This window comes from Vibrio sp. ER1A (assembly GCF_000733315.1).
Taxonomy (GTDB): domain Bacteria; phylum Pseudomonadota; class Gammaproteobacteria; order Enterobacterales; family Vibrionaceae; genus Vibrio; species Vibrio mediterranei.
The window spans coordinates 537569-551567 of record NZ_JPJA01000086.1 but is presented as its reverse complement, the minus strand read 5'-3'; the positions used below and the strand labels follow the sequence as shown (position 1 = coordinate 551567).

Annotated in this window: 10 protein-coding genes and 1 pseudogene; 6 read left to right on the top strand and 5 right to left on the bottom strand. The window is 43.8% G+C overall.

Features of this window, described 5'->3' with window-relative positions; translation table 11 throughout:
• Nucleotides 1-223: pseudogene (locus tag HW45_RS29975) on the top strand (inosine/guanosine kinase); the annotation flags it as partial.
• Nucleotides 224-388: 165 nt separating this feature from the next.
• The gene (locus HW45_RS09820) at nucleotides 389-2137 is read left to right on the top strand and encodes a formate--tetrahydrofolate ligase (protein WP_038226687.1); all 1749 of its coding nucleotides are present in this window, start codon (nucleotides 389-391) and stop codon (nucleotides 2135-2137) included.
• Nucleotides 2138-2203: 66 nt separating this feature from the next.
• On the opposite strand, the gene HW45_RS09815 is transcribed toward HW45_RS09820, so the two are convergent.
• A complete protein-coding gene (locus tag HW45_RS09815; RefSeq protein WP_081875787.1) occupies nucleotides 2204-2830 on the bottom strand; it encodes an OmpA family protein in 627 nt (208 codons plus the stop codon).
• 189 nt (nucleotides 2831-3019) lie between these two features.
• Between HW45_RS09815 and HW45_RS09810 the strand changes: the two genes are divergently transcribed.
• Both HW45_RS09810 and HW45_RS09805 read left to right on the top strand, forming a co-directional pair.
• Nucleotides 3020-3646 carry a thioredoxin domain-containing protein gene (locus tag HW45_RS09810; RefSeq protein ID WP_038226686.1) on the top strand — a complete coding sequence of 209 codons (627 nt, stop codon included), beginning with the start codon at nucleotides 3020-3022 and terminating at the stop codon, nucleotides 3644-3646.
• A gap of 15 nt (nucleotides 3647-3661) precedes the next feature.
• Nucleotides 3662-4135 carry an FKBP-type peptidyl-prolyl cis-trans isomerase gene (locus tag HW45_RS09805; RefSeq protein WP_006074753.1) on the top strand — a complete coding sequence of 158 codons (474 nt, stop codon included), beginning with the start codon at nucleotides 3662-3664 and terminating at the stop codon, nucleotides 4133-4135.
• Nucleotides 4136-4200: 65 nt separating this feature from the next.
• On the opposite strand, the gene HW45_RS09800 is transcribed toward HW45_RS09805, so the two are convergent.
• Nucleotides 4201-4797 carry a beta-phosphoglucomutase family hydrolase gene (locus HW45_RS09800; RefSeq protein ID WP_081875786.1) on the bottom strand — a complete coding sequence of 199 codons (597 nt, stop codon included), beginning with the start codon at nucleotides 4795-4797 and terminating at the stop codon, nucleotides 4201-4203.
• 269 nt (nucleotides 4798-5066) lie between these two features.
• On the opposite strand from HW45_RS09800, the gene HW45_RS09795 reads away from it, so the two are divergent.
• Nucleotides 5067-6812: a methyl-accepting chemotaxis protein gene (locus tag HW45_RS09795; RefSeq protein WP_038226683.1), complete on the top strand. Its 1746-nt coding sequence runs from the start codon at nucleotides 5067-5069 to the stop codon at nucleotides 6810-6812.
• A 53-nt stretch (nucleotides 6813-6865) separates the two neighbouring features.
• Here the strand turns inward: HW45_RS09795 and helD are convergent, their stop codons facing one another.
• Nucleotides 6866-8935: a DNA helicase IV gene (gene helD, locus HW45_RS09790; protein ID WP_038226680.1), complete on the bottom strand. Its 2070-nt coding sequence runs from the start codon at nucleotides 8933-8935 to the stop codon at nucleotides 6866-6868.
• A 207-nt stretch (nucleotides 8936-9142) separates the two neighbouring features.
• On the bottom strand, nucleotides 9143-10717 hold the full coding sequence (locus HW45_RS09785) for an arylsulfatase (protein WP_443083035.1): 1575 nt from the start codon (nucleotides 10715-10717) through the stop codon (nucleotides 9143-9145).
• Between the two features lie 307 nt (nucleotides 10718-11024).
• Here HW45_RS09785 and HW45_RS09780 point away from each other — a divergent pair, with 307 nt between their 5' ends.
• Entirely contained in the window at nucleotides 11025-12590 is a 1566-nt protein-coding gene (locus tag HW45_RS09780) for an arylsulfatase (RefSeq protein WP_038226674.1), read from the top strand.
• A 75-nt stretch (nucleotides 12591-12665) separates the two neighbouring features.
• On the opposite strand, the gene ssnA is transcribed toward HW45_RS09780, so the two are convergent.
• Nucleotides 12666-13994 (bottom strand): putative aminohydrolase SsnA, encoded by a 1329-nt coding sequence (gene ssnA / locus HW45_RS09775; RefSeq protein ID WP_006074759.1) that lies wholly within the window; start codon nucleotides 13992-13994, stop codon nucleotides 12666-12668.
• Nucleotides 13995-13999: the final 5 nt, after the last annotated feature.

Genomic DNA, 13999 nt, shown 5'->3' with positions numbered 1-13999 from the left:
GAATTCGGCAACAAAGCCCATGACAGCCAATGACTTTCATTGCCAGAATGTTCCAGAGTCAGATAAACATGTTGCACCTTGCTTAACCTACTCTTCTCTTTCACAAATTTGTAAGTATGCGAACCGAGTGAGTTACGAAGTCCTAACACAGCACTCGCCACGACTCACCCGCTCGTTACCAGAGCGAGAAGACAGCTTGGAAGAAGCATACTGGGATCGATAAAAAAGAGGCTTCGGCCTCTTTTTGTTTTCAAAACAATCAACTAAATAAAGAGTGATTAAAAATAGAACAGGTTGCTGAATATTTAACTTTACAAAGGATATTTAACCAGTATTATCCTGACGCAAACGTTTTCCTCAATAATTTTGTGGCTTTTAAGGACCGTTAATGCTATCTGATATTGATATCTGTCGTACGACGTCTCTTTCCCCTATTTCTGAGATTGCTAAGCAATCTGGACTACTCGACTCTGAGTTTCATCCTCAAGGTTTTCACAAGGCAAAAGTATCCTTAAACGCGGTAAACCGACTCAAAGACAATATTGATGGCAAGCTTGTTGTCGTCACTGCCATCACTCCCACACCACTAGGTGAAGGCAAAACCGTGACCACAATTGGTTTATCACAAGGTCTGAAAAAGCTTGGTCAATCGGTCATGGCGTGTATTCGTCAACCGTCGATGGGGCCGATTTTCGGTGTTAAAGGTGGCGCTGCAGGTGGTGGCTACTCTCAAGTTGCACCGATGGAAGAATTGAACCTTCACCTGACGGGCGATATTCACGCGGTTACCGCTGCTCACAACCTTGCTGCTGCCGCAATTGACGCTCGTATTTACCACGAACAACGCCAAGGTTATGAAGCGTTCGAATCTCGTACTGGGCTTAAAGCATTAAAAATTGATATCAAGAATGTCGTCTGGAAACGCGTAGTTGACCACAATGACCGAGCACTTCGCATGGTGACAGTTGGCCAAAACGAGGTGAACAAAACCATTAATGGTTATGAGCGTGAAGACGGATTTGATATCTCCGCAGCCTCTGAGCTGATGGCGATTTTAGCACTATCGAAAGACTTAAAAGATCTGCGTTCACGTATCGGCCGCATTGTCGTGGCTTACTCTTTAGATGGTGAGCCAATTACCACCGAAGATCTTCAGGTTGCAGGTGCTATGGCTGTTAGTATGAAAGAAGCGATTGAGCCAACCTTAATGCAGACTCTTGAAGGGGTTCCAACGCTTATCCATGCGGGTCCTTTTGCCAATATCGCTCATGGTAACTCATCGATTATTGCCGATAGCATAGCAACAAAGTTGAGCCGCTATACGATCACTGAAGGTGGTTTTGGTTCTGATATGGGTTTTGAAAAAGCCTGTAATATCAAAGCCTCTGCAACAGATAAAAAACCTGACTGTGCGGTTATCGTGGCGACACTTCGTGGCTTAAAAGCGAACTCTGGACTCTATGACCTCAAACCAGGTACGCCGATTCCAGATTCTATCTATGGCAATGATTCGAACGCCCTCCAAGCTGGGTTCGAGAACTTGAAATGGCATATTAACAACGTCGCTAAATATGGTGTACCAGCAGTCGTTGCTATCAACCGCTTCCCTCAAGATAGTGACGAGGAGCTTAACCTTCTAAAATCTTGGATTGAAGCGCTCGAACAAGATTGCCGAGTAGCAATTAGTGAAGGTTTCGCAAAAGGTGGCGAAGGCACTAAAGAACTCGCACAGCAGGTTATAGCGGCCTGTGAGAACGAAGCGAACTTCAAACCACTTTACACACTCGATCAATCAATTGAATCTAAGCTAATGGCAGTATGCGAAGGTGGTTACGGTGCCGCTCGAGTCACTCTGTCTTATCAAGCGCAAAAGCAGCTTGAGCTCTATGAAAAACATGGCTTCAATCACCTCGCCGTATGTCTTGCGAAAACCCCTCTGTCTATCACCACCGATGGCAGTATCAAGGGCGCACCAACAGACTTTGATGTTGTAATACGTGAATTACGTTTGTGTGCTGGTGCTGGTTTTATCTATGCACTTTGCGGCAATGTAATGACGATGCCAGGATTACCAGACAAACCAGCCTTTATGTCCCTTGATCTTGATGACGAAGGCAATATCATTGGACTAAGTTAATCTATTTATCTGATTTAGCTATAAAAAAAGCGACGTTACAACGTCGCTTTTTAATATCTAAACTATCTACTGCGCTACTATCAAGGTCAACTCGACGCGCCTATTACAGGCCTTACCATATTGTGTTTGGTTAGTGCATTCTGGAACATTCTCGCCATAACCACGCGTATAGATCATCTGCCTAGGCACTTGTTGGCTGATCAAAGTTTGACGAACGGACTCAGCACGTTTGTCAGATAGCTTATCGTTGATTGCCACAGTTCCGGTATTATCTGTATGCCCACCAATCACAACGTCAATCCCTTGCTGGCCTGATAAGAAGCTCGCCAGTTGTTGCAGCCACTGTGCAGAGGTGCTGGCTACATGTGCCGAGCCAGTATTAAAGTGGATTTTTTGCTTTAGGCGGATCATGACATAGTCACCGGGAACTAGCTCATAGTCGAGACCATTGTTGACCAAATAGCGCTCAAGAACATTCCAAGACTCTGTGCGCATTTGTCCATAGGGTCCTTGAACGCTGGTTGAGGCAATCTTTGGCGCATCCGCCCATTCAGGGTGCATCACATCAAACTCCGACTTCGGAGCCGTTTGAAGCATTTCTGGAAACAGTTTACTTGTTGTCGATGAGACCGAACTACAGCCCACCAGTAAGGAGGCAGCCAATACCATCCCTGCTTGTTTCAACGTAAACATGTCAATCTCCAATTATTCCTTTATACGCTGTTAACTATCGGCGATTAATACAGAAACTTTATAGTGAAACAGAAAAAAACTAACGGAATTTAGGTTTCGCTTTGTAACGATTTGACGAGCTGAATTGCTTGTAAGCAGACTTAAATAAACGTTAAACTCTGTGAGTTATTTTCATATAGAAGCTTAAACATGTTTAAAACTCTTACTAAAACTTTATCTGTGATGGCCTTGGCTCTTGTTGTTGCTGCTTGTAGTGACTCTGATACAACACCCGTTGAGGGTAAGCAATACCGCACACTTGATACCAACCTGAGCACACTGCGCTTACCTCAAGTTACCGAAGTATTCTCTCTAGGCTGTGGTCACTGTCGTAACCTTGAACCAATGCTTCCTGAGTTAGAGTCATTGACTGACAGTAAACTTGGTAAAGTCCATGTGATGTTTAATGAAAGCGCACAAATCGCTGGTATGTTGTTCTATTCTGCAGTTATGCAGTCTGAAAACAACGTCGTTCCTGCTGATATGAAAGACGAGCTATTTGCACTCGTTCAAAACCCAGACATGGATGGCAGCGCAAAGAAAGTTGAACTGGATCGAATCTTTGAGTCTCGTGGCATGGTTAGCCCATACAACCTAAGCGAAGCGCAACAAAAAGAGCTGTTTAATTACATTCAAACTGCAGAAACCGTATCGACTAAAGCGCAAATTAATGCAGTTCCAACGTTTATCGTTAATGGTAAATACGAAGTGATGCTAGCGGGTCACCAAGACATTAATGAAATCGCTGAAACCATCAACTATCTAAAAACAAAATAACAATAAGGAATTACTGTGTCTAAAGTCTTAATCCCTCTCATTGTCCTGCTATTAGCGGCTTTCATGATCTATCGAACTTGGACCAACAGCAAAGCTGGTGAGGAGAACTTTCAGCAAGGCCAAGCATTCCTTCTAGAAAACGCTAAGAAAGAAGGCATTATTACTACTGAGAGCGGCCTACAATATGAAGTGCTTGAAACTAGTGGCAATACTGAAAAACCAGGCCCTAAAAGCAAAGTTAAAGTGCATTATCACGGCACGCTTATCGACGGTACTGTGTTTGATAGTTCAGTCGACCGTGGTACACCAATTAGCTTCGGGCTGAACCAAGTTATCAAAGGATGGCAAGAAGGCCTTCAACACATGTCTGAAGGTGACAAATATCGCTTGTACATCCCAAGTACATTGGGTTACGGCAAGAAAGGCACAGGCCCTATCCCTCCGTCAGCAGTACTGATTTTTGATGTTGAATTGATTGAAATTCAATAATCAAAACTATAAACAAAAAGAGCACCTATAAGGTGCTCTTTTTGTTTCGCTCTCTATCGTAAAGGTCACTGTACCGGATGAAATTCAAAGCCTGACTCAGTAACCAAATAGCAGTCCATTCCACCAGCATGCGCAGCTTGAAGGCCCAATTGAGTGTCTTCAAACACTACACACTTCTTAGCGTCTACACCCATATTCTTAGCCGCTAACAAGAACGTTTCTGGATTAGGTTTGTGACTCTCAACATCGGTTGCCGACACTACACAGTCTAAGTCATTCAAAACTCCAGCGTGCGTCAATAGCTTCAAAGCAGAGTCACGTTGGCTCCCTGTACCTATCGACATGGGTTTGGTGCCTTTATATTGCTGAAACACTTCATAAGTGTGTGCTATTGGCTTACCGGTTAGTGGCAATTGTGCAAAAGCATTCATCTTAAATATAGACACTTGTTTCGGATCCAATTCGATACCATAACGCTTTGACACCTCACCCGCGATCTTGACAATTGGCATACCTCCCAAAGAATGCAGCCAATGGCGATCAAATGGAAAATCGAATTTCGTTGCCGTCATTTCCCACGCTAAGACATGGTTTGGCATGGTATCCAACAGCGTGCCATCCATATCGAAGATAATTCCATCATACAACTCTAAATCTAACAACTGGTTAACCTCTTGTGGTTCATTAAGGGCAGTAACATTACATATTTATTACTAAAGAACGGCGTACGCTTACCGATACAATAGTAAATAATAAAAAAACGGCTTAGTTTTGTGTAGTCTTTCCATTTTTGAGTTTAGAAAAATTTTTATTAGTGACTAGAAATCAACAAGTTGATACATTCCGCGCTCAGAAATATTTAAGCACACATATTCATATTGCCAATCCAATTGCTGGCAATATCTTTCTCGCGAATATGAAAAGGTTGATAATGAAGATCAAGCACCAACTTCTACTTTTAGGGTCAATATCCGTATTGGCTATCACCTCAATGTTAATGTCTAGTAGCTACTTTGCGAAGACTACAGATAACCTTACCAATGCTCTCACTAAACTTAGTCAACTTGAAGTCACTTTGTTGAATCTGCGTAGAAATGAAAAAGATTTTTTATTACGTAAAGACGAAAAGTACCTAGCAAAGTTTAGAGTCAACGCTGAACATTTCCGTAATCAACAGAATGAACTTCAACTCACCCTTGCCAACGCAGGTGTCTCTCTTCCAAATCAACTATCAGCGGAGCTTGCAGCTTACGAACAAGCCTTCACAAAACTGGTAAATGGTTATGTTGTACTTGGTCTAAACCTTTCACAGGGTCTGTCTAAGCAATTTCTTGAAGTATTCCATCAAGAGCTTGAGCGAAACATCACTCGTGAATTATTGCAGTACCACGATGACGTTATGTTTGGCAATGTTGCGACCGTGAAACCAACCAACAACCCATCTCTTAATACTGTTGGTCAAAATGTCCTTAAGCAACGTGAAGTCATTGGCTTTGCCTACGACCAAGGTTTGCTTGGGCTAACTCGCAGCAACTCTCATAAGATTGAAACAGATTTTGAGGATTTTAATGCTCAATTAAACCGTGTACTTGATGACAAAATCCAAACCATCATGACCGCAAAATGGACCATTTCTGTTCTACTACTTGTTGTCATTGCCGCTCTCATCACTTACATCGTTAGAGCAATCAACCTTAATGTAAACCGCTTGCAATCTACTATCTCGGATATTGCTGAACACAATGACCTAACCAAAAGAGTGTCAGTTAAAGGCAACGATGAGATAGCCTCGATTGGTAAAGCCGTCAACTCATTACTGGATAACTTTGCTTCATTGGTTGGTAACACACAGAGACAGTCTTCAGAGCTTAGAAGTAGCAGTACTAATATGGAAGATGAATTGGAGAATGTGATTCATCAATTCCATAGTCAAAGTGACCACACTAACTCAATGGCAACGGCGGTTCAGCAAATGGTAACCACCATTGACGAAATTGCACAAACTACTCACAACGCCGCTGATGTGGTCAACAAAGCAGCGGACAACTCTCAGAACAGCCGCGTATTTGTTGAAAACACTGTCGGCAATATCGAGTCTCTTTCTTCCGTACTAGCGGAAAGTAACAATGAAATCCGTTCCTTGAACGAGCATGTTGGCAAAATTGGCGGAGCAGTTCATATTATCCAAGACATCGCGGAGCAAACCAACTTATTGGCACTAAACGCCGCTATTGAAGCTGCTCGAGCTGGCGAACAAGGGCGTGGATTCGCTGTAGTTGCGGATGAAGTTCGCGCCTTGGCTAGCCGAACCCATCAGTCAACGGAAGAAATCACCAACCTCGTCAGTGCAATTCAGGCTCAAATGACAACAGTGGTTACCGACATAGAGCAATGCAACGCTCAAGGAGCAGAAACATTGTCTGCCTCTGCGAAGCTTGATAGTGCACTACAGCAAATTTCTGAGGACATGGCCGAAATTCAGACCAACTCCGATCAAATTGCTGCGGCGATTGAAGAGCAAGGCATAGTAATGGGTCAGGTAGGCGAATCCATCACAGAGCTCAATGAGATCTCTAATGACAACATGTCGAATGCACGTAACTGCTTAAATGAAGTGAAAAACGTGTCTAGTCAAACCACTAAAATGGACAGTGCCATTTCAATCTTTAAGATTTAGGGAACGCTAACTAAGACAAAGGCCACATCAAAATGTGGCCTTTTTGTATTCCATTACTTTTTAACAAGCACTTGTTCGTGCTCCATAAGTTCGCGCACAAATATCGATGGTGAGGATTGATACGTCACCCACACTTTGGTTTTTGCTCTTGTTAATGCAACATAGAACAAGCGCCGTTCTTCAGCGTGTTCATAAGTATCAGTGCCTATGGTCAATGCATTATTTAGGTGAACGAACTTCCTTTTCGCTGGAAATTGTCCCTCATCAGCGCCTACCACAATAACGTAATCCGCTTCTTTGCCTTTACTAGAGTGACAGGTCATAAACTCCAACGACAAGTTTGCAAACTGCTTACACCAATCACCAAACAATTCCGGTTTATGATAGTGGTTACGTCCTAACAGCAACACTGATTTGCCTTGTTTGGACTTGCTATTAAGTTCCTCGAGAATTTTCTCTACACGGCTGCCCTGCTCCACAATCACTGCCTTTTGCTTAGCAGATTTGTGGCTCTTAATATCTTTAGTCAGCTGAGTCGGATTGGCTTGAATGAAATCAGATGCCACTTCCAATAACTTGTCATTAAAACGATATGTCGTATCTAACAAGTGGATAGAGGCGTTAGGGAATCGTTGCTCAAAGCCTGTCGTCAAATCCACATCAGATCCAGTAAACTGATAGATGGACTGCCAGTCATCACCCACAGCATAGAGTGTTGCATTGGTATCATCTTGAAGCTTTTGTTCACAAAGTGCTTGAACCAACTCTAAACGATCAGGGGAAATATCCTGATACTCGTCGACCATGACAAACTTCCAGTTCGATTTGAAGCGCGAAGCAGAAACATGTTTAGTCGCTTTAGTAATCATCGAGGTAAAGTCAATTTGCTCATTCTCTTTGAGCATCTTTTGCCATGCTTGATAACAAGGCCAACAAAGCGCCAGCTCACTATTAAACCGCGCATACTCTTCTTCGTCTATGATCTTCTCTTGAATCGCTTTCTTCGATAATCCAGCAGAAATCAACTGGTCTAGTTGCTGCTCTAGCCATGCGATGAGCTTAGGGTTTTCACTTTGACTGCCAAGCTCCTCATCTCCTTTTAAGTAGGCAATGGGCCATTTAGATAAGTGCTTTTGCCAACGTTTGAAGTTGGTTGGTGTCATCCAATGCTTCTTCAGCCAGTCAATGCACCAAGCAGTTTTTTGTGTTTGCTCAGTCGCTAATGGCGTTAATTGAGGTGGTTGATTCTCAGTTTCTTTGAGTATCTTCAGTCCTAATTGATGGAAGGTCAGCACCGAAATAGCGTCAGCCGTTTGCCCCAGCTTTTTCTCAAGACGTTGCTTCATTTCATTAGCAGCGTCACGACCAAACGCCACCAACAGTATCTGGTCAGCCTGTGCAAGATGACTTTGCAGCAGATAGGACACACGCGCCATCAGCACACTCGTTTTACCTGAACCTGCTCCGGCAAGGATCAAGTTTTGATCGTTGTTATGTAGAACCGCCATTTGTTGTGAGTAATTAAGTGGAGATGACTCAGATTGCGAGAATAATACCTGCCAATTCTCACGCTCAGTTTCCAACCATGTTTGGTTTCGTTCTGCTAATACTGTCGCCGTATCATCCAACCATGGGATAAGGTTGTTGATTCGCTTTGGCATAGTGCGCATCGCTTCAGACAATGACATGTTGATTTCTAGGAACTCAGAGTTTACAGCATCCGCCCATGACACCATTTGTGATTGAGGCAAAAATTGTGGCAGAGAACGCAAGCGTCGTAACTCATCTTCCCATTTCGGTAGATAGGTATTCAGCAAACCGCATTGTTTATGGTGCCATTGCTGATAACAATTCACTGCATGTTTGGCAAAGTCCTGCGCTTCTCTCCAAGGCACCCCCTGAACAACCCAACACACTTGTTTGTCATTCTCTTCGTGTGCAAACACCGACACTGATGACCACACTAACCCTCGCTTAACACTTAATTTTCCCGACCATTCACTAAACGGAATTCGAACCTCGGCGCGCACCGAGTGCAGTACAAGGCTATCGCCATTAAGTTCAAGAGAGCGAAATTCGTGTTGAGTAAATAACTCAGCGGTTGGGGAGGCAGTTAGCAGCATGTTGTTCTAAAGGTTCTAATCAGCAAATCTCTCACTAGTCTACTGTATCAGCCAATGATTTCCAGATAACTTTATGTAAAATCTGCGAAAAGGAATCCAAACTCGAATGACGATTGCCTGTCGTCCTCTAGCAGTCAGAGAACTTCTCGTTACGAGCACGCACAAAAAAGCGCCCAATACTTAGGGCGCTTTCCAGACATAAATTAGCTACTTATTCGTCGGGGTCTGAAGTTTGTCCATCACCTCATCCAAGTTAAAGCTTGCTGCTTTTTGCCTTGGCGGGAACTCTTTAAAGGTCTCTAAGAACTTCCCTACATAGACTTGAGCCGGAACTAACAAGTAAACACGGTCCAACATCCAGTCATAGTATGTATTGGAGGTAACATCAGCGACCTCATAAGGGTCCATTCTCAAGTTAAAGATTTTTGGCACGCGAAGTGTCACGAAAGGTTCGGCCCATATCCGCAACGTACCTTCTACCCTCTGCTCCATAAATACCACTTTCCAGTTGTTATAACGTAGCGCGGTTAAATCGCCGTCATCTGAGAAGTAGAAAATCTCAGCACGCGGTGACTCTTCACTTTCACCCGTTAAGTAAGGGAGGAAGTTGTAACCATCAAGGTGAACTTTAAAGGTCTTGTCACCAGCTTTGTGCCCTTTAAGAAGTTTCTCTTTTACATCAGGCTCACCAGCCGCTGCTAACAGCGTAGGTAACCAATCCATGTGATGCATAATATTGTTGGACACCGAGCCCGCTTCGATTTTACCCGGCCATTTCACCATCGCAGGGACACGATACGCCCCTTCCCAGTTTGTGTTTTTCTCACCTCGGAAGGGAGTAAGACCGGCATCTGGCCACGTATTCATGTGCGGACCGTTATCCGTTGAGTAAAAGACAATTGTGTTGTCTTCGATTCCCAATTCATCGACCTTTTTAAGGAGTTCGCCAACGTGGTTATCGTGTTCAATCATCCCATCAGCATAAAAGCTAATACCTGATTTACCGAGGTTTTCATCTTTCACGTGAGTACGGAAGTGCATACGTGTCGCGTTCCACCAAACAAAGAAAGGTTTCTTGGCCGCTACCGCGCGATCCATAAAGTCTAGAGCCGCAGAAAGAGTCTCGTCATCCACGGTTTCCATACGTTTACGAGTTAAAGGTCCAGTATCTTCAATTTTGCCGTCGGCATAAGATTTGATAACCCCTCGAGGTCCAAATTGTTTACGGAATTCGGGATCTTTCGGATAGTCGATATTCTCAGGTTCTTCTTCAGCATTTAGGTGGTAAAGGTTACCGAAGAATTCGTCAAAGCCATGATTGGTAGGCAAAAACTCATCTTTGTCACCAAGATGGTTTTTACCAAATTGCCCTGTCATATAACCATGAGGCTTTAGTAGCTCCGCAATGGTTGCATCTTCCGCTTGCAACCCAAGGTCAGCCCCAGGTAGCCCCACTTTACTTAAACCTGTGCGCAATACACTTTGACCAGTAATGAATGTAGAACGGCCAGCAGTACACGATTGCTCACCATAGTAGTCAGTGAACATCATGCCTTCTTTGGCGATAGAATCGATATTAGGCGTTTTATATCCCATAAGGCCAAATGTATATGCACTGACGTTGGACTGACCGATATCATCTCCCCATATCACCAAGATGTTGGGTTTATCTTCTGCATATGCACTGGCTGATATACCAAATAACGCGGTAGCCAAAACTGCTAAGCTCCGCTTAAACCTTCTGTGTGTTGTCATGTAAACCTCTACGTTAGTTGGTCGCATCCTGCCCATTAACGTATAGTCGCAAACACTCATAAGCGCCAAAAATCTAAGGCAATTTTCACTATTAATAGATTAATAAACATTAGCCAGATTTTTTGATTAATCTCACATAGCACTAAAGTTGTAAGTGACCACCCCATTGGAACTCAACCTTATGATTTAGATAAGAATATTTACCAGTTATAACTTTTTTTTATAGTGTTTATAAGACGACACCATCTCTGACCTCAAATAGAGTGCGAGGCAAATAAGCACCTCACTGGGTGTTTACTGCAAAATCAATGAGTAAAAGACGATGGAGTCTAGAATGGCAAACCACTTAAGTAAGATTGCAATGGGCGTTGGGCTTATTGCTACATCTTCAGTTGCAGTTGCGGCAGATAAACCGAATATCCTTGCGATTTTCGGTGACGATGTTGGTTATTGGAACATCAGCGCATATAACCAAGGCATGATGGGGTACCAAACTCCAAATATCGACCGTATTGCTAACGAAGGTGCACTTTTCACTGACCATTACGGTCAGCAATCTTGTACAGCGGGTCGCGCTGCCTTCATTACCGGTCAAGAACCTTTCCGTACTGGTCTACTAACGATCGGTATGCCTGGTTCAACACACGGTATACCAGACTGGGCTCCAACCACCGCTGATCTACTCAAAGAGCAAGGCTACATGACGGCTCAGTTTGGTAAAAACCATTTAGGTGACCAAGACCAACACTTGCCAACTAACCACGGTTTCGATGAGTTTTTTGGGAACCTTTATCACCTTAACGCTGAAGAAGAACCAGAAACTTACTACTACCCTAAAGATCCAGAGTTCCGCAAGAACTATGGCCCTCGTGGTGTAATCAAGTCTTTCGCTGATGGCAAAATCGAAGATACTGGTCCTATGACACGTAAGCGTATGGAACATGCTGATGAAGAGTTCCTAGAAACGTCTCTGGCGTTTATGGAAAAGGCAGTGAAAGCTGATAAACCATTCTTCATCTGGCACAACACCACACGTATGCACGTTTGGACTCGTCTACAAGAGAAGTATCAAGGTAAATCTGGTATCTCTATCTATGCAGATGGCATGTTAGAGCACGATGACCAAGTTGGTATTCTGCTAGACAAACTGGACGAGCTAAACATCGCTGACAACACGATTGTTATTTACTCTACTGATAACGGTGCTGAAACAGTTAGCTGGCCTGATGGCGGTGCGACACCATTCCACGGTGAAAAAGGCACAACTTGGGAAGGCGGTATGCGCGTTCCTCAACTTGTTCGTTGGCCTGGCGTAATTGAACCAGGTACTAAGATCAACGAAATGATGGCTCACCAAGACTGGCTACCAACGCTTCTTGCTGCAGCAGGTGTTCCTGATGTGAAAGAAAAGTTAGCTAAAGGCTACAAAGCAAACGGTAAAGACTGGCGCGTACATATTGATGGCTACAACTTCAAGCCATTCTTTGAAGGTAAAACTGACAAAGCACCTCGTGAGTCTCTACTTTACTTCACAGCAAACGGCGAATTGAATGCGGTTCGTTGGAATGATTGGAAACTACACTTCGCAACGTTAGAAGGTAACATCACTGACGCAGTACGTTTCTCTCCTAACTGGCCGAAGATCATTCACCTACGTGCTGACCCATTTGAGAAAGCACCACACGAATCTGGCATGTACCTACGTTGGATGGCAGACAACATGTGGCTATTCGTACCAATTCAAGACGTACTTGGCGAATTCTTCCAGACTCTGCCTGACTACCCAATGCAGCAAGGTCAGATGATGAACCCTGCTTCGATTGACTACCAGTCTCTAGGTCTTCAAGGCAAGATGAAGCAACTTGACCAGCTTCAAAAACAAGTGCAACAAATGAAGTAATCACCTCAGATTCTCTTCATAAAAAAAGACCAGCTTATGCTGGTCTTTTTATTATTGGTCAATCAAGCGAAAGGGTTAATCAAGATTGTCCATGTCTTTCCATAAACGAGCGGCGACTTCCCTCGCCTCTTTATAGATAGGCTCAACGTCGAATGGGAACTCACGGTTTAGATAAGAGAACTTACCTTCCACCATCACACTGTTTACGTTGCTCGCATTGAGTGCGAATGCAAAGTGGCCCGGCAAGTTATCAGCAACCAAAGGTGTTGGTGAGGTGTAATCAAGAATCGTTAGATCCGCTTTATAGCCCGCTTCCAAACGACCAAACTTAGCACCAAAGTTACGACCAAGAATCTCGTTACCGTTCCATAGATGGCGCATAAAGCTATCAGGCCACATTTGACCACCAGCATCGCGATGCTTGAAGAACGCAAATTTAAGCTCTTCGAACATATCCGCACCAATGCCATCGGTACCAATCGCGACATTTTTGAACTGACGTAACTGATGGTTATAACCTACGTTGTTGTTCATATTCGAACGTGCATTATGAACCAAGAAACCATCGTGTTTGTTCAAGATATTAATGTCCTTCTCGGACAAGAATAAACCATGAGCAAGCAGTGTTTTGCTATCGATTAAGCCAAAGCTATCGAGACGCTCTACAATATCTTGGTCGTAATGATGATGACTATGAGTCACATCGTAACGGTCTTCTGCAACGTGAATATGTAAGCCACGCCCAGTCGCTTTCACCGCTTCTGACAGCATTGCCATACCTTCATTCGACACGGTAAACGGAGCATGAGCGCCGATATGAGCTTCAACCAGATAAGGCTCAACACCTCTTTCTTTTTCGGCATCCACAAGTTGTGCGAAGCGAATATTCTCTTCTACACCTGCCGCCATTTCTTCAACGCCGCCGTTACGGTCAGTGGTCTCAAAACAGGTCATACCGCGAAGGCCAGCTTTTAAGAAGCCTTTACGAAGCGTCGCCAGTGACCCTTCAATGTAGTTTGGAGAAGCATGATGGTCGATAACCGATGTACAGCCATGACGAATGGCTTCTAATGAACAAATCAAACCGCTGTAGTACAAAGCTTCTTCATCCAACGCACGATCCATTCGCCACCATAGGTTCTTCAGGATGGAGATAAAATCTGGACTTGGTTTAATGTCCGCCATGATGCCGCGAGCCAATCCAGAATAGAAGTGGTTGTGAGAACAGACAATGCCCGGCATGACTAACTTACCAGTAAAGTCCTTCACTTCAGCGTTTGGATACTTGGCACTAAGAGACTCACCGACTTCTATGATAAGGTCGTTTTCAATCGCAATATCAATCCCTTCCTTAATAAAGGCAGGTTCCATCTGTACTGCTGTTGCGTTCTTAATTATCAACATAATTC

What these genes read in the sequence shown, in the direction of transcription:
- HW45_RS09785 (WP_443083035.1), bottom strand. Translation starts at nt 10,717, where the DNA reads ATGCGACCAACTAACGTAGAGGTTTACATGACAACACACAGAAGGTTT.
- helD (WP_038226680.1), bottom strand. Translation starts at nt 8,935, where the DNA reads ATGCTGCTAACTGCCTCCCCAACCGCTGAGTTATTTACTCAACACGAA.
- HW45_RS09780 (WP_038226674.1), top strand. Translation starts at nt 11,025, where the DNA reads ATGGCAAACCACTTAAGTAAGATTGCAATGGGCGTTGGGCTTATTGCT.
- HW45_RS09820 (WP_038226687.1), top strand. Translation starts at nt 389, where the DNA reads ATGCTATCTGATATTGATATCTGTCGTACGACGTCTCTTTCCCCTATT.
- ssnA (WP_006074759.1), bottom strand. Translation starts at nt 13,994, where the DNA reads ATGTTGATAATTAAGAACGCAACAGCAGTACAGATGGAACCTGCCTTT.
- HW45_RS09815 (WP_081875787.1), bottom strand. Translation starts at nt 2,830, where the DNA reads ATGTTTACGTTGAAACAAGCAGGGATGGTATTGGCTGCCTCCTTACTG.
- HW45_RS09795 (WP_038226683.1), top strand. Translation starts at nt 5,067, where the DNA reads ATGAAGATCAAGCACCAACTTCTACTTTTAGGGTCAATATCCGTATTG.
- HW45_RS09810 (WP_038226686.1), top strand. Translation starts at nt 3,020, where the DNA reads ATGTTTAAAACTCTTACTAAAACTTTATCTGTGATGGCCTTGGCTCTT.